Source organism: Sphaerospermopsis torques-reginae ITEP-024 (assembly GCF_019598945.1).
Lineage (GTDB): Bacteria > Cyanobacteriota > Cyanobacteriia > Cyanobacteriales > Nostocaceae > Sphaerospermopsis.
In genome coordinates this window covers 4,014,331-4,029,791 of sequence record NZ_CP080598.1, presented here as the reverse complement: position 1 = coordinate 4,029,791, position 15,461 = coordinate 4,014,331, and the positions used below count along the sequence as shown (strand labels likewise).

Genomic DNA, 15,461 nt, shown 5'->3' with positions numbered 1-15,461 from the left:
ATGCAAACAATAATTAGACTAAAAGTAGAAAAATTTATTGAAGGTGGTCAGGAATATTTTGTCGCCACCAGTGATGATTTACAGGGCTTAGTTGCAGAAGGAAAAACAGCAAAAGAAGCAATAGAAATTGCTGAAGATGTAGCCAAAGTATTATTAGAGTTGGAAAAAGAAAATAATCAAATTTTTCAACTTCAAGATTTGCCATCTCAATTTGAATATCCCCTAATTATTGAGGTATAATAGATGGGGAGATTAGCAGGTTTTTCTTATCGAGAAGTTACTCAGAAATTAGGAAAATTGGGTTTTCAATTTTATCGTTCAGCAAAAGGAGATCACGAAATCTGGTTTAACCCAGCAACCAATCAAAAAACAACCATTCCTCATCATCGAGAGATTAAGGAAGGAACTCTCAGAAATATCCTCAAACAAGCTCAAGTTGATGTTGATATTTTTCTTGATGTTTAGTTTCTGATACTATTGATGTGTGAGGTTGCACCAAATAATTTAAAATAACTTAAATTATTTCTTACTTTGTGTACTTTGCGTACTTTGCGGTTAAATCATCAAAAATTTTGGCAACTACACCAGGAAACGAGTAAACAAAAAAGGGACTAATTTGATACAGTCCCCAAGGGTAATCATGAAAATTTTATCATCATCAATTACCCATTACAACCCATTACAACCCATTACAACCCATTACAACCCATTACAACCCATTACAACCCATTACCAGTTGATGATGGAGATGATTCTATTTCCGGTGATGGTGTGGGTAATGACTCCAGCGATGATGTAGGTAATGTTGTAGGTGATGTCCGAGGAATTAGGAATTGTCTCCAAGTTCTAATTTGTAGTTGAGCATCTCTGTAAGCAGAACTACCACGAGGAATTAATCTTGCAGTTTCAATACTTCTAGGAATATCAAACTCGCTTTGAGAACGTGCCATTTGTAATATTTGCTGACTCCATTGATCAATAGCAACGTTGACATCCATGCGTAAAATGTTACGGTTGGAAACTCGATCAGCTATGCGGATGGCCTCAGCTAAAGCTTCTGGTGTGCCAGCAATAGCAACTTCTCTAGCTTTTTTCCAGTTTTCTCTCGCCCTAATTTGTTCTTGCCAAGTATCGACTGCTGCTTGTGCTTCACTAGCCAGCGCCCTTCCTGATGAAGCGATTTTTTGAGCTTCCCTAATAGCACTATTTAAATCACCACTGTCAGCAATAATTCGTGCTTGATCTAAATAAGGTTGGTCTTGAATACGCTGAATTTTCGCCGTCCAATTACTGATTTTTTTCCGTGCTTCTGGATATAATGCACGACCAGAGCGAATTTGACTAGCTTCTGCGATCGCAGTTTGCAAGGAGTTAATATCTTCTAACAAAGCTATTTGTTCAGCACGGTCTAAATAAGGTCTGTCTTCAATAGTTTCTACTTGGGACTGCCAGCGATTTATTTCCTGTCTTGCTTCTGAAGCGCGGGGATTGCTACCGGGAATCTGTTGAACTTCGGATATTGCTGCCGTTAAATCGTTGATTGTACCTTGACTAGCTAGGGTTCGCGCTTTTTCTAAACGAGAAACATCTTCAATTTCTAGTTGCCAACGAGCAATTAATTCTTGTGCTTTAATATACACTTCCCTAGAAGCATCAATTTGTTGAGCTTGGGAAATGGCGCTCTCTAAACCAGCAACCGTACCTGTCCACGCACTTCTTTGGGCTTCACCTAAAACAATAAAATCATCAATTTCTGATTGTAATTCAGCAATAGGCGGAATTTTTCTAGCAATTTCTAATGCTGTATCAGCATCTCGCCTATCCATGCTGGATTGTGCTAATTTCAGCATTTTGCGCCCAAATTCAGGAATTAATTCCTGAGCTTTTTGATACAGGTAGCTATCCGACTTGATTGATTCAGCTAACTTAATAGCTTGTAAAACCTTATCTACTGAGCTACTTTTTGCCAGACCTTCAGCTTTATCGAGCTTATCACCGTCTTCCCGCGCTGTAACAATAATCCGGTTTAGTTCATCGTACTTGGTCATTGACCAATATTGATTGTTGATGCGGAGCAATTTAGATGACAGCATAAAAGCTGACTGCCAGCGTCTTTCTCCGAGTTCTTTTAATGTTTCGTCATAGATTTCTTCTGCCTTGGACCAAGTAGACTGCCATTTAGTAATTTGCTCTTCTACAATATTACGAGCTTCTAAGTCTTCAGGAACTTGCCTGGCAGTGGCGATCGCTTCTTCTAAATTCCCAGATTGGAAACTTTCCTCAGCCAGCTTTAAAATATCCCTTGACCACTCCTCTAACAAACCATTAATCTGTCCCCTGAGTGGGTGATTTTCTGGTAATTCTCTTACCAGTGCGATCGCTTGCAGTAAGTCGTTCACATTCTGCTTAGAAGCTGCTAAGGAAGCGCAATGTAAACGTACAGAAGCACTAGCTAAAGGCCAAAAGATTTTTGGGCAATTTGGCGCTGACGGCAATTTTAACAGCATCGACATTGATATAAACCCGATACTGCTAGGAATCAATGTTAATAAAATTGACCACATCACCCAGCTTTTCATCCAGCTTGGCAATTTTCCCCATTTTTTCCCAGTATCAAAAGATTCCTCTGAATAGTTATTTACAGGTAATCCTTCTGAATTGTTATCTTGTTGCTGCGTCACTGATTTAAAGTTAGAACCAGTAGGAGGGACACCAGATGATTGAGTTGTCCCGACTTCTGGAGTTCGGGATAATCTTGTATTGGGATCTGGTTTTCTGGCTCTGGTTGGAGACCAACTGTCTGAAATATCCCGATCTGTCATCTCTCACACCAAAGTAATTGAATAGCAGTTTTGATGAAACTGATTATTCCATTTTTGCCATAGTAACTTTCTTTCTCATCATTAAAAAGCTATTTTTTTCATTTTTTATCTTCCTCCACAAATACCATTTATATGTTTGGGCTTTAGTAGTATTTCACACTTATTCTGAAACAGAAGTTTCCCTTTGTAAATCAACTATTAATTGTGCTAGATTATCACTATTTGCTTGATAAACATTGCCACAAAAATCACAAGTAGCTTCTGCGCCATCATCTTTGAGAATCATATCTTGCAGTTCTGCTGTTCCTAGTATCTTCAAAGCTCCCAACACCCGATCAAAGGAGCAACCACAATGGAAACGCAACATCTGACTTTCTGGAAAAATATTCAGTCCCATATCTCCCAGTAAATCATGAAAAATCTCTGTTAACGTCTTCCCAGCTTGCATCAACGGTGTAAACCCTGATAAAGCAGATACTCGTGATTCCAGGGTTGTCACTAAAGCTTCATCTCTAGCAGCTTTAGGCAAAACTTGAATCAATATCCCTCCTGCCGCAGTCACTCCTTCTGCTCCTACAAACACACCCACAACCAAAGCTGAAGGAGTCTGTTCTGAATTTACCAGGTAATGAGCCACATCATCACCAATTTCTCCCGAAACCAGTTCTACTGTACTAGAGTAAGGATAGCCATAGCCGATATCTCGAACTACATATAGATAACCACTACCTACAGCACCTCCTACATCTAACTTACCTTTAGCATTGGGAGGCAATTCTACAGATGGATTTCCTACATAGCCCCTGACTGTCCCATCTAACCCGGCATCTACCAATATACCACCCAAAGGACCATCACCCCTGACCCGGACATTGACCCTAGAGCCTGGACGCTTCATACTAGAAGCCATCAACAAACCAGCGGACATTGTTCTTCCCAGTGCTGCTGTAGCCACATAGGAAAGCTTATGGCGTATTCTTGCCTCCTCTGTTAAGCGTGTGGTAATCACTCCCACTGCTTTAATCCCTCCATTCGCTGCTGTAGCCCGTATTAATTTATCTGCCATGAAAAACCCTTACAATTCTTAACAAGATGACTTTATATATTGTAAGTTTTCTGGGGACTGGGGACTAGGGACCTCACAAGGGTAGGTATTTTACATTGTCGTGAGGGCAAGACTTGGAGGACAAGGAAGGACAGTGGACAAGGGAGTAAATCCGTACAAATAATGTACAATTGGTAACAATGAGGGACGCTCAACAGACCATTTTTTGTATAAAATCTTCCTTGTCTACGTTCCCTCCTTGTCTTCCTTGTCCTGCCTTAACAGATAATATTAAAAACCTACCCCTGTGAGGGACTAGGGACTGGGGACTGGGGACAGTGAATAAGCAGGGGAGCAGGGAGCAGGGAGCAGGGGGAAGTTAATAACCCAATCACCAATCACCAATCACCAATTACCAATTACCAATCACCAATTACCAATTACCAATCACCATGCTAGGTACTTTTCAACAAAGCCAACTGCGAATTGAAATTGAAGCATCCGCTGATGCTATTCACGATAGTATATTAATTCCTGCACAATTGGAAAAATGGCTATCAGGACAAAGTTTTTCTTCGGGAATGCCGGAAAAGTTAACTTCGGGTTTTGATTTTACTACTTCCACCGGACCTGTGAAAATTCATCATCATGTAGATGTAGCCAAAAATAATTGTTTGCGCTTGTTACTCAGTGGGGGTATTGATGGTTTTCATGAGTGGTACTGGGGGGAAGGTTGGGTACAGTCTCGTTTGGAAGGTGTGTCAATTTTACCTTTGAATTTGGGTCATACTGTATCTTTACTGAGTTTGCGGGAGTTTTTGCGGGGTAAAAAGGGGTAATTCTCACGCAAAGGCGCAAAGTTGCAAAGGGTGAGTCATTTATCTGACTCCCTCTGTTAGAAATTACAATTAAAAGCAGATAATTTATTTTTGATAAATTTATTCACAATACATATCTATATATAGGCGATCGCTCTTTCTTGGCTTTTATATAATTTTAAATTATCCAAAACTTCCAATAGTTTAGTATTTTATAACTTTCAAAATTTCCTCCTTTATATTTTCTTAATAATTAATTGAGAATTATTTTTATTTACTAACGGTATTGCAATATTTTCAGGCTTCTGCTATGATTTAGGAGAATTTGTAATTTGCCTTATTGTGCCTATTTTTAAGAAGGCGTTTACAGCAGGGAATTTCAAACCTTTACCCAGTAAGTATTTCAGAACTCGTAAAACTGAACATCTGCAAAAAATCTGAGCAAATTATCAAGATTTCCTGACAAGAGAATTGAGTATTTTTGATGCTGTTGTTTGCTGGTTATAGTTTTTGGTATTGACAAATAAAATATTTTATGGTATGTAAGCCGCTTGAGGGAGAAGACATAGGAAATATTAGAGTTTATTCAGTCAACCCTAATTTAACGCAGATGAACGCAGATAAACGCAGATAATTTTCCACTTCATGACACTAGGAAATGCTATGGTATATAGCAATCCTAAATCATTCTTGAGCAATTGGGCGAATATAATTCGCTACTACACAACCAAAGTCCACGGGAGTGGACTTGATCAAATAACCCGCGCAGGCGGGTTTTGCTTGTGTGGTTCCTCGATTTATAATCGTTAGGCAATGAATCATATTTTACGCGATAAAACATATATACCCTGCGTATTTTCTCAAAATTCAAATCGGATTGCTATATAATATAAATTAATCCCAAGCTATGTATTAAATATGAAAATAATCTTAGATAATTTAGAACCCAAAATAGTTGAAAATTTGAGATATCAAGCCGCAAAAAATGGACATAGTTTAGAAACTGAGTTAGCAATAATTTTAACACAAGCTGTTACCAAAAATCAACCAGAAAATTTTCAGCAACAAACACTAATTCCCCTAGAAATATTAGCAGCACAGGTAAAAAATTCCTTAGATAATTCAGGATATAATTCTTCTGAGCAAATTATTGATTTAATTCAAGATGTCAAAAGAGAAATAGCTCAAGAACATTTATTAAAAGCACAGCATCACCATGATTCATGATATCCCTCAACGTCTATTTTTAGATACTAATATTTATATTATTGGTGTTGCTAATCAGAATAGTTATGAAAGAAAAATATTAGAATCAGTAGGTTTTTTAGAACCTTCATCTGTAGGAATTATCATTTCCGAAGAATTATTAGAGCAAATTTTACGAGTATCTAAACGTTTATATGGTAAAGATTGGGGTAGTCAAATTATTGCTCGGATTTGGCAGCAATTACAACTTATTTATGTCAATTTTACTTCTGAGGAATGGTTAAAAATAGAAGAGTTAGGGTTAATTCCTCGTGAAGATATAGGAGTTTATTTAACTGCTAGTAAGGGTGAAACTCAGTGTTTTGTTTCCGCAAATTATAAACTAATTCGTTGTTTAGTGCAAGAAACAAAAGAGTTTGAATGTTTAACTCCTCCAGAATTTGTGAATAAGTATTTATCATAATTGTTTCTAAAAGTTATTATTAGATAGTTGTAAATATTTAGGACTTACGCACTTGAAAAATTAATCATGGCATGATCTCACTAAAATACGTCGAAAGTAGTTTAATTTTAATCAGTCGTGAAAAATGCCCAGAAATGGAATATTTAGATGCAGAATTATCTCCCATGAAACATTTAGAATTATCTGGTTTAAAGAATATGGAAGTTTTTAAAAACCAAAGTTTACACGATGAGGATAACTGGTTTAAGTTAATTAATTTATATGAAGGTAATCCACTTTATTTAAAAGATATTGCTGTTTTAATAAAAGATGTTTTTGCAGGTTACGTGACTGAGTTTTTAGGTGAAAATAACTTAGTTATTACTAAAAATATGCAAATTTCATTCCATCAAATATTTAACAGATTATCACCCATAGAACAGCAAATAGTATTAGAGTTAAGTAAATCTCATCAACCTGTATCTAGGGAAGATGTCAGAGAGGGTTTAAACCTATCATCAAATTTATCGTCAATGGAATTGATTAACGGTTTACAATCATTAAAACAAAGATATTTACTGAAAACCATTGTACAGGAGAAAGTTTTGTTTCAATTATCTCCTGTGTTTAGAGAGTATTTGAGAATGATATAACATACATCCCCAAACCCAGGAGCATCCCAATTTTGAAAAAATAACCGCAGCAACACCAAAAACTCTCTAAAACTCTCTTACCTTTGTGTCCTTTGCGTCCTTTGCGGTTCAATCATATCAGGACATTGGATCATTTTTACCGTTAGATCAAAATAAATTTACACATTTGGGATGTTCCCTAAACTGTAGATTTATGGGTATTTTTAATCATCTTCAGATGACTTCTGCTATGAGACTGGGAATTCATTCCCAGTCGGGTTATGGATTTTAAGTTAAGATGAATTACAAATTACAAATTACAAATTACTTCCCCGGTTTCACCACCAACACCGAACAATGAGCTTCTTCCATTACCTGAGTGCTAACCGAACCCTGAACAATTTTATTCATCCCCGTTAACCCCCGACTACCAATAACCACCAGATCAGCTTTGTAAATATTGGCCAGTCTAATAATTTCCTCCGCAGGTTCACCAGTTACTAATTCTAACTCGCTTTGAACTGGTAATTTTTCCTGGTAGGATTGCAACTGCTTTTCTATCTGGAAATAAGACAACTTTGGTGAGTCTGGATGAGGACGATCAGCGGGTAATTCTATTTCTGCCTCTGGTGCGGGAAATACATGACAAAGAACAACTTTGGTGTTTGCAGACAGCACCAAATCACCTAAAGTTTCAATTACTCGTTCCGCAATTTCCGAACCATCCAGAGCTACTAAAATAGTTTTTAACACCGCTTTTGTCTACTCAAAAGTAGACCCCTTAAATTATCACATTAAGAATTTTCTTGGTTTCAATACCAACAATTTTCTTAATGTGAACTTTAGTTTGCTAAAATTACAAACTTTCTATTTTTAATTATGGAGTAGCTGCTGTCAACCGCACTCAGTAAAAAAATAAGCGTTCTCAATTACTCTTCTTCCTGTACTCGCCTTCGTACTGAATCAGCATGAGAAGGCAAACCTTCCGCTTTCGCTAAAGTATCAATTGCACCAGCGACTTTCCCCAGTGCGGTTGGTGAGTATTGGATAATACTAGAGTGTTTAAGAAAAGTTTCTACACCCAAGGCAGAAGCATAACGAGCAGCACCGGAAGTAGGTAAGGTATGGTTTGGACCTGCTAAATAGTCACCTACAGCTTCTGGTGTGGAATTACCCAGGAAAATAGCCCCGGCATGACGAATGTGAGAAATTAAAGTCCAAGGATCTTCAACTTCCAATTCTAGGTGTTCAGGTGCAAATTCATTGGAAAATTCTGCCGCTGCTTCTAAAGATTCGACAACAACAATTAACCCATAATGAGCGATCGCTTTTTCTGTGTCTATTCTTCTCGGATGATCTACCAGTTGTCTATCTACTGCTGCCTGGACTTTTTTCGCTAAACCCGCATCTGTGGTTAACAAAATCGCCGCCGCCATTGGATCATGTTCTGCCTGAGCTAACATATCCGCAGCAACATGGGCAGGATTGGCTGTTTCGTCGGCAATAATTAGCACTTCGCTCGGTCCTGCTAAGGAATCAATGCCCACAGTGCCGTAAACTAGCTTTTTGGCCAAGGTGACATAAATGTTACCTGGTCCGCTAATGACATTCACTTTAGGAATTGTTTCCGTACCGTAGGCTAAAGCAGCGATCGCCTGAGCGCCACCAATCCGATAAATTTCTTCGACTCCAGCTTCTTGGGCAGCCACCAAGACGGCTGGATTGATTGTTTTACCTGCTCCTGGTGGTGTTACCATCACTATCCGTGGTACACCTGCCACCTTCGCTGGTATCGCATTCATTAGCACCGTACTGGGGTAGGAAGCTCGACCTCCAGGGACGTATAAACCTGCCCGATCTACAGGAGTATAGCGTTTACCCAGTACCACTTCATCATCGCCAAAGTGTACCCAGCTTTTTGGTACTCGCTGACGGTGAAACGCTTCAATTTGGCGACAAGCCAGGTTAATAGCTGCCAACAAATCCTTTGATACCTGTTGGTAAGCTGCATCCAGTTCTGAACCTGTCACCCTCAGTTCTTCTGGTTGCAAGGTTTGATGGTCAAATTCGGCTGTGTAGTGCAGTACAGCTTTGTCGCCTTGGCGCTTGACTGCTTGCAACACTTCACGTACCGTTGCTTCTTTGTGAAGCACCTGTTCATCCTGGGTGCGATCGCAGATACGTTGTAGTTCGGATATAACGTCTGCCTGCTGAGTAATAATTCGCAGCATGGAGTAAGGACAATGCCAAAATTAAAATTTTCTCGTTTGATCATTAGTCTGGCTTTTTACCCGTAGGATATCAAGCTTTTCCTAATTCTCTTCTCTAGCTTAACCTGCATTTTTTTACTACTCCCAGGATTGCTATAGATATTTTACTTGCATATTAAGAATTTAATGATTTTATACTCACTAAAAAGCAGGTTAGATGCTGGGAGTAGCTGCGTTAGCAATTTGGTTTATTTTATAGGTATCTTATTCTAACCTATTTCCTGAATATAAATCCAGGTCTATTGTTTTCCTACTCGGAGGCAGGAGTCAGGAGTCGTAGGGGCGAAGCATTCGGGCGACCAATTATCAATTTTCTGAACAGGCTATTTTCCTGTAAGGGCGAAGCATTCGGGCAACCAATTATCAATTTTCTGAACAGGCTATTTTCCGAATGCTTCGCCCCTACTTCGCCCCTACTTCGCCCGTACAGGAGTTCAGGAGTCAGGATAAACAATCAATTTACAGCGAAATATCTAGTATTTTCATATCTATATTTCCTTATCTTCTGGTAATTCCCATTTTCTATCCTTTAAAACCATAACTGGCAACTTACGCTACCATCTCATTTATCTAAACCATCGGCTATTAAATCGAACTTCGTCCCGCTACGCTAATGCTTTTGAAGGACAAAAATTTTGGTAGCGGGTATAAATCACCCTGACAAAAACGGACTCCTGACTCCTGCCCTAATATCCCACCGGAAAATTTTTCTGTGAAATTATAACATTGGCAAATTTTGTGCTATGTTAGTAAATCTAGTAGTGTGTGTACATATTAATTAATAGTTTTTTTGGAACTGACTGTGGCGAATACAAAATCAGCACTTAAACGCGCCCAAATCGCAGAACGCAACCGACTGCGTAACAAAGCATATAAATCAGCAGTAAAAACGCTGATGAAGAAATACCTGGCTGCGGTGGAAGCCTATGCAGCTAATCCTACTCCTGAATCAAAACAGGTAGTAGATACTCGAATGTCAGAGGCTTACAGCAAAATTGACAAAGCTGTCAAGCGTGGTGTGCTGCATCCCAACAACGGAGCTAGGAAAAAATCAAGGTTAGCGCAAAAACTCAAACCACTGACACAAACAGCATAGAAGTCATTAGTCATTAGTCATTAGTCATGAGCTAAAAGATTAATGACTTAACCAAACCCCATCAATGACTCCTGACTCCATCATGCAATTAATAGACACCCACGTACATTTGAACTTTGACCTTTTTCAACCAGATTTAGCAGCAGTGCGATCGCGTTGGCAACAAGCCGGAGTAGTGCGTTTAGTCCATTCCTGTGTTCACCCAGAAGAGTTTGCCAGCATTCAAGCATTGGCACAGGAATTTCCCGAAATCAGCTTTGCAGTAGGTTTACATCCTTTAGATGCACATAAATGGCAGGAGGAGACAGCAGAGAAAATCAAAACTCTAGCCAGTTCTGATCCTAAAGTAGTGGCGATTGGGGAAATGGGGCTGGATTTTTATAAGGCCAATAACCAGGAACAACAGTACAAGGTATTTGAGGCACAGTTAGCGATCGCCGCCGAACTGAACCTACCAGTGATCATCCATTGTCGGGATGCCGCACCCCAGGTCAGAGAAATATTGCAAAAATGGCGGGAAAAACAAGGAGAAAAAGTACGGGGAGTAATGCACTGTTGGGGAGGAACACCAGAAGAAACTCAATGGTTTCTGGACTTAGGCTTTTACATCAGTTTCAGTGGCACTGTCACCTTTAAAAGCGCGAAAACCATCCAAGCATCAGCGGCCATGGTGAGTAGCGATCGCCTACTCATAGAAACAGACTGTCCATTTCTAGCACCCACACCCAAAAGAGGCGAAAAACGCAACGAACCTGCTTATGTAGGTTATGTAGCCGAACAAATAGCCAAAATTAGGGGAGAAACAGTAGAGGCGATCGCCCATCAAACCACTACAAATGCTTGTAGGTTATTCGGACTTTCATTAACACACAATTAGCCATGAGTTCAGTGTCCAAAATTCAGAAAAACTGAAAACTGATAAAAAACCAAAATTCAGACTTTCGGAGGACAAAACTGTGCTAATATTATTCCCTCCAAAACATTTTACTTGCGTCATAATGATAAAGGAAGGGAATTTTTAACTAGCTGCTGAAAATTACTGTTAAATACTAGGTATAAAATCTATCTAGTTAATTAGATACTGGTGAATGTTGATCAACACAAAATTCAAGGACATCTAAAAATATCTCCACAAGCAGATGCTCTCAATAAATAACAAACCCTGGAAGCCAAGTTGGATATGGAATTGTACACAGCAGCGGATTTTTGTGTATTGAAATATAGAAAATTATTAAATTCTTTAGACTTAAAAGCCTTGTGACAAAAAAACAGCAAAAGAAATCCATCCTGATTCCCAGCCAACACTCGCGGATTCTTCATTATTTTTGGGTTCTTACTGTGAGTATAGATGAGGTCCCTAAAAGATACAACAGTATGGATGTGCAATTAATGAACAGGCTGTGTGGGAGGACTGGAGAGAGAAAAACCAAAAAAAAACAGCAAGATATAGACCATCTAATCTTGTTTCAAGAGTTAGCACACAGATTTTTAGCCATTCTTACTGATCATCGGATGCGCTTAACCAATTGTAAAAAACACCAATTACAGATTTAATGACTGCAAAAAGCCCACATCAGTAAAGAGTTGGTAGCGTCAGGAGAAGTTCCCCAACAACTTGATCCCTACAAAGTGAGAGTCGGAACACCACAGCAGGGTTTCCCTGCCAGTCCAAGCGAAAGTTTAACCAGGTTGACAAAGGTAGAGGCATGACAAACGAAACATACATGGAACCAGCCTTTCTGTTGCCAGACTTGATTGAAATCCAGCGTTCAAGCTTTCGCTGGTTTTTAGAAGAAGGGCTAATAGAAGAGTTGAACTCCTTTAGTCCGATTACAGACTACACAGGAAAACTAGAACTGCACTTTATCGGACAGAACTATAAACTCAAAGAGCCTAAGTATAGCGTTGAAGAATCCAAACGGCGGGACAGCACCTACGCAGTACAGATGTATGTGCCTACCAGACTGTTAAACAAAGAAACAGGCGATATTAAAGAACAAGAAGTATTTATAGGTGATTTGCCCTTAATGACAGATCGGGGAACGTTTATTATTAACGGAGCCGAGCGAGTCATAGTTAACCAAATCGTGCGATCGCCAGGAGTTTATTACAAATCAGAAATCGACAAAAACGGGAGAAGGACTTATTCTGCCAGTTTAATCCCCAACCGGGGGGCATGGCTGAAATTTGAAACAGACCGTAACGATTTAGTGTGGGTACGCATCGACAAAACCCGCAAACTATCGGCACAGGTACTGCTCAAAGCATTAGGATTATCAGACAACGAAATCTTTGATGCCCTACGCCACCCAGAATACTTCCAAAAAACCATAGAAAAAGAAGGGCAGTTTTCCGAAGAAGAAGCCCTGATGGAGTTGTACCGCAAACTGCGTCCCGGTGAACCACCCACAGTCTTAGGAGGACAACAACTCTTAGACTCCCGCTTCTTCGACCCCAAACGCTACGACTTAGGGCGAGTAGGTAGATATAAACTCAACAAAAAACTGCGCCTTTCCGTCCCCGACACCTTGCGCGTACTTACCCCTGGGGATATCCTAGCCGCCGTCGATTACCTGATCAACCTAGAATATGATATCGGTAGCATTGACGACATTGATCACCTCGGAAATCGCCGAGTTAGAAGCGTAGGCGAACTCCTGCAAAACCAAGTCAGAGTAGGGTTGAACCGTTTAGAGCGCATCATTCGGGAACGGATGACAGTATCCGATGCCGAAGTTTTAACACCAGCATCCCTAGTTAACCCCAAACCCTTAGTAGCGGCAATCAAAGAATTTTTTGGTTCTAGCCAACTAAGTCAGTTCATGGATCAAACCAACCCCCTAGCAGAACTGACCCATAAACGCCGACTCAGTGCCTTAGGTCCTGGTGGTTTAACCAGAGAAAGAGCCGGTTTTGCAGTCCGGGATATTCACCCCAGCCACTACGGACGTATCTGCCCCATCGAAACCCCAGAAGGACCAAACGCAGGATTAATTGGTTCATTAGCTACCCATGCCCGTGTTAACCAATATGGATTCTTAGAAACACCATTTAGACCTGTCGAAAACGGACGAGTGTGCTATGAAAAAGCCGCTGTCTACATGACAGCAGACGAAGAAGACGATCTGCGGGTAGCACCAGGAGACATTCCCGTTGATGAAAATGGCCACATCATTGGACCCCAAGTACCAGTACGCTATCGCCAAGAATTTTCCACCACCACACCGGAACAAGTAGACTACGTAGCCGTTTCCCCAGTTCAGATTGTTTCCGTAGCTACTAGCATGATTCCCTTCTTGGAACACGACGACGCGAACCGGGCGTTGATGGGTTCTAATATGCAACGGCAAGCAGTACCTTTACTGAAACCAGAGCGTCCTTTGGTGGGAACAGGTCTGGAAGCTCAGGCTGCTAGAGACTCAGGGATGGTGATTGTTTCTCGTACCGATGGCGATGTGGTGTATGCAGATGCTAACGAAATTCGTGTTAGAGTCCGAGAGAGAACAGGTGACAGGTCACAGGTGCTACGCCACGGTGACAGTGAAGAAACTTCTTCTTTACCAGTTTCTAAACCCCAAGAAATTAAATATGTCTTGTCTAAATATCAACGTTCTAACCAAGACACCTGTTTAAACCAAAAACCTCTAGTTCGCATTGGGGAAAAGGTGGTAGCTGGTCAAGTGTTGGCAGATGGGTCTTCTACTGAAGGGGGAGAACTGGCGCTGGGACAAAACATCATCGTCGCTTATATGCCTTGGGAGGGCTATAACTACGAAGACGCGATTTTGATTTCCGAACGGTTGGTGCAGGATGATGTTTACACCTCTATTCACATTGAAAAATATGAAATTGAGGCCAGACAAACCAAACTTGGACCAGAGGAAATTACCAGAGAAATTCCCAACGTGGGGGAAGATGCTCTCAGGCAATTAGATGAACAGGGAATTATTAGAATTGGGGCTTGGGTAGAGTCTGGTGATATTCTAGTGGGAAAAGTTACCCCCAAAGGTGAGTCTGACCAACCACCAGAAGAAAAACTACTGCGGGCGATATTTGGTGAAAAAGCCCGTGATGTGCGGGATAATTCCCTGCGTGTTCCCAATGGAGAAAAGGGACGGGTGGTAGATGTGCGTTTATTCACCAGAGAACAAGGTGATGAACTACCACCAGGGGCGAATATGGTGGTGCGGGTGTATGTGGCACAAAAACGCAAAATCCAAGTTGGGGACAAAATGGCAGGGAGACACGGAAATAAAGGGATTATTTCTCGGATTCTGCCAGCGGAAGATATGCCTTACCTGCCTGATGGTTCACCGGTGGATATTGTGCTGAATCCTTTGGGTGTTCCTAGCCGGATGAATGTGGGACAGGTGTTTGAATGTTTGTTAGGTTGGGCTGGTCAAAACTTGGGAGTGCGGTTTAAGATTACTCCTTTTGATGAAATGTATGGGGAAGAATCTTCCCGCCGGATTGTCCACGGCAAATTGCAAGAAGCTAGGGATGAAACGGGGAAAAATTGGGTATATAACCCTGATGACCCTGGTAAAATCATGGTTTATGACGGGCGTACTGGCGAACCTTTTGACCGTCCGGTAACGGTGGGTGTGGCCTATATGCTGAAATTGGTGCATTTGGTGGATGATAAGATTCACGCCCGGTCCACTGGTCCTTATTCTCTCGTTACTCAACAGCCTTTGGGTGGAAAAGCGCAACAAGGTGGGCAAAGATTTGGAGAAATGGAAGTGTGGGCGCTGGAGGCTTTTGGTGCTGCTTATACTTTGCAGGAATTGTTAACAGTGAAATCTGACGATATGCAAGGTAGAAATGAGGCATTGAACGCCATTGTCAAGGGTAAAGCGATTCCTCGTCCGGGTACTCCTGAATCTTTCAAAGTGTTAATGCGAGAATTGCAATCTTTGGGTTTAGATATTGCGGTGCATAAGGTAGAAACCCAAGCGGATGGTAGTTCTTTGGATGTGGAAGTTGATTTGATGGCGGATCAAGGTTCTCGCCGGACTCCTCCCCGTCCTACTTATGAGTCACTTTCCCGTGAGTCCTTGGAAGAAGACGAATAACAATTGACAATTGACAATTGACAATTGACATTTTTTTTAAATATCAATTACCAAT

13 protein-coding genes are annotated in these 15,461 nt (G+C 40.7%); 9 read left to right on the top strand and 4 right to left on the bottom strand.

Annotated features, from left to right (window positions below; translation table 11 throughout):
- Complete coding sequence (locus K2F26_RS18775) at window positions 1-240, top strand: type II toxin-antitoxin system HicB family antitoxin (RefSeq protein ID WP_220609005.1); 240 nt, start codon at window positions 1-3, stop codon at window positions 238-240.
- A gap of 3 nt (window positions 241-243) precedes the next feature.
- Complete coding sequence (locus tag K2F26_RS18770; protein ID WP_194057622.1) at window positions 244-465, top strand: type II toxin-antitoxin system HicA family toxin; 222 nt, start codon at window positions 244-246, stop codon at window positions 463-465.
- A 254-nt stretch (window positions 466-719) separates the two neighbouring features.
- Here K2F26_RS18770 and K2F26_RS18765 read toward each other — a convergent pair whose 3' ends face one another.
- Entirely contained in the window at window positions 720-2,822 is a 2,103-nt protein-coding gene (locus K2F26_RS18765) for a coiled-coil domain-containing protein (protein WP_220609004.1), read from the bottom strand.
- A 160-nt stretch (window positions 2,823-2,982) separates the two neighbouring features.
- On the bottom strand, window positions 2,983-3,888 hold the full coding sequence (gene hslO / locus K2F26_RS18760) for an Hsp33 family molecular chaperone HslO (RefSeq protein ID WP_220609003.1): 906 nt from the start codon (window positions 3,886-3,888) through the stop codon (window positions 2,983-2,985).
- 431 nt (window positions 3,889-4,319) lie between these two features.
- Between hslO and K2F26_RS18755 the strand changes: the two genes are divergently transcribed.
- The 4 genes from K2F26_RS18755 (at window position 4,320) to K2F26_RS18740 (ending at window position 6,986) form a co-directional block, all read left to right on the top strand.
- Window positions 4,320-4,706 carry a hypothetical protein gene (locus tag K2F26_RS18755; RefSeq protein ID WP_220609002.1) on the top strand — a complete coding sequence of 129 codons (387 nt, stop codon included), beginning with the start codon at window positions 4,320-4,322 and terminating at the stop codon, window positions 4,704-4,706.
- 897 nt (window positions 4,707-5,603) lie between these two features.
- Window positions 5,604-5,912 (top strand): FitA-like ribbon-helix-helix domain-containing protein, encoded by a 309-nt coding sequence (locus K2F26_RS18750; protein ID WP_220609001.1) that lies wholly within the window; start codon window positions 5,604-5,606, stop codon window positions 5,910-5,912.
- The gene (locus tag K2F26_RS18745; protein ID WP_246605421.1) at window positions 5,902-6,354 is read left to right on the top strand and encodes a PIN domain-containing protein; all 453 of its coding nucleotides are present in this window, start codon (window positions 5,902-5,904) and stop codon (window positions 6,352-6,354) included. Before K2F26_RS18750 ends, K2F26_RS18745 begins: the two co-directional genes overlap by 11 nt.
- Window positions 6,355-6,425: 71 nt before the next feature.
- Entirely contained in the window at window positions 6,426-6,986 is a 561-nt protein-coding gene (locus K2F26_RS18740) for a hypothetical protein (protein ID WP_220609000.1), read from the top strand.
- Between the two features lie 303 nt (window positions 6,987-7,289).
- On the opposite strand, the gene K2F26_RS18735 is transcribed toward K2F26_RS18740, so the two are convergent.
- Both K2F26_RS18735 and hisD read right to left on the bottom strand, forming a co-directional pair.
- Window positions 7,290-7,718, bottom strand: a complete 429-nt coding sequence (locus K2F26_RS18735; RefSeq protein WP_220608999.1) for a universal stress protein — start codon at window positions 7,716-7,718, stop codon at window positions 7,290-7,292.
- A gap of 176 nt (window positions 7,719-7,894) precedes the next feature.
- On the bottom strand, window positions 7,895-9,196 hold the full coding sequence (gene hisD, locus K2F26_RS18730) for a histidinol dehydrogenase (protein ID WP_220608998.1): 1,302 nt from the start codon (window positions 9,194-9,196) through the stop codon (window positions 7,895-7,897).
- Between the two features lie 841 nt (window positions 9,197-10,037).
- Between hisD and rpsT the strand changes: the two genes are divergently transcribed.
- The 3 genes from rpsT to rpoB all read left to right on the top strand — a co-directional run bounded on the left by rpsT (window position 10,038) and on the right by rpoB (window position 15,406).
- Complete coding sequence (gene rpsT, locus K2F26_RS18725; protein WP_096566773.1) at window positions 10,038-10,331, top strand: 30S ribosomal protein S20; 294 nt, start codon at window positions 10,038-10,040, stop codon at window positions 10,329-10,331.
- Window positions 10,332-10,413: 82 nt separating this feature from the next.
- Window positions 10,414-11,208 carry a TatD family hydrolase gene (locus K2F26_RS18720; RefSeq protein ID WP_220611946.1) on the top strand — a complete coding sequence of 265 codons (795 nt, stop codon included), beginning with the start codon at window positions 10,414-10,416 and terminating at the stop codon, window positions 11,206-11,208.
- A gap of 829 nt (window positions 11,209-12,037) precedes the next feature.
- Window positions 12,038-15,406, top strand: coding sequence for a DNA-directed RNA polymerase subunit beta (rpoB, locus tag K2F26_RS18715; protein ID WP_220608997.1), 3,369 nt, complete (start codon window positions 12,038-12,040; stop codon window positions 15,404-15,406).
- The last annotated feature ends 55 nt before the right edge of the window (window positions 15,407-15,461 follow it).

Bases quoted from the DNA above. Each gene is read 5' to 3' on its own strand.
- K2F26_RS18775 (WP_220609005.1), top strand. From the start codon at position 1: ATGCAAACAATAATTAGACTAAAAGTAGAAAAATTTATTGAAGGTGGT.
- K2F26_RS18770 (WP_194057622.1), top strand. From the start codon at position 244: ATGGGGAGATTAGCAGGTTTTTCTTATCGAGAAGTTACTCAGAAATTA.
- K2F26_RS18765 (WP_220609004.1), bottom strand. From the start codon at position 2,822: ATGACAGATCGGGATATTTCAGACAGTTGGTCTCCAACCAGAGCCAGA.
- hslO (WP_220609003.1), bottom strand. From the start codon at position 3,888: ATGGCAGATAAATTAATACGGGCTACAGCAGCGAATGGAGGGATTAAA.
- K2F26_RS18755 (WP_220609002.1), top strand. From the start codon at position 4,320: ATGCTAGGTACTTTTCAACAAAGCCAACTGCGAATTGAAATTGAAGCA.
- K2F26_RS18750 (WP_220609001.1), top strand. From the start codon at position 5,604: ATGAAAATAATCTTAGATAATTTAGAACCCAAAATAGTTGAAAATTTG.
- K2F26_RS18745 (WP_246605421.1), top strand. From the start codon at position 5,902: ATGATTCATGATATCCCTCAACGTCTATTTTTAGATACTAATATTTAT.
- K2F26_RS18740 (WP_220609000.1), top strand. From the start codon at position 6,426: ATGATCTCACTAAAATACGTCGAAAGTAGTTTAATTTTAATCAGTCGT.
- hisD (WP_220608998.1), bottom strand. From the start codon at position 9,196: ATGCTGCGAATTATTACTCAGCAGGCAGACGTTATATCCGAACTACAA.
- K2F26_RS18720 (WP_220611946.1), top strand. From the start codon at position 10,414: ATGCAATTAATAGACACCCACGTACATTTGAACTTTGACCTTTTTCAA.
- rpoB (WP_220608997.1), top strand. From the start codon at position 12,038: ATGACAAACGAAACATACATGGAACCAGCCTTTCTGTTGCCAGACTTG.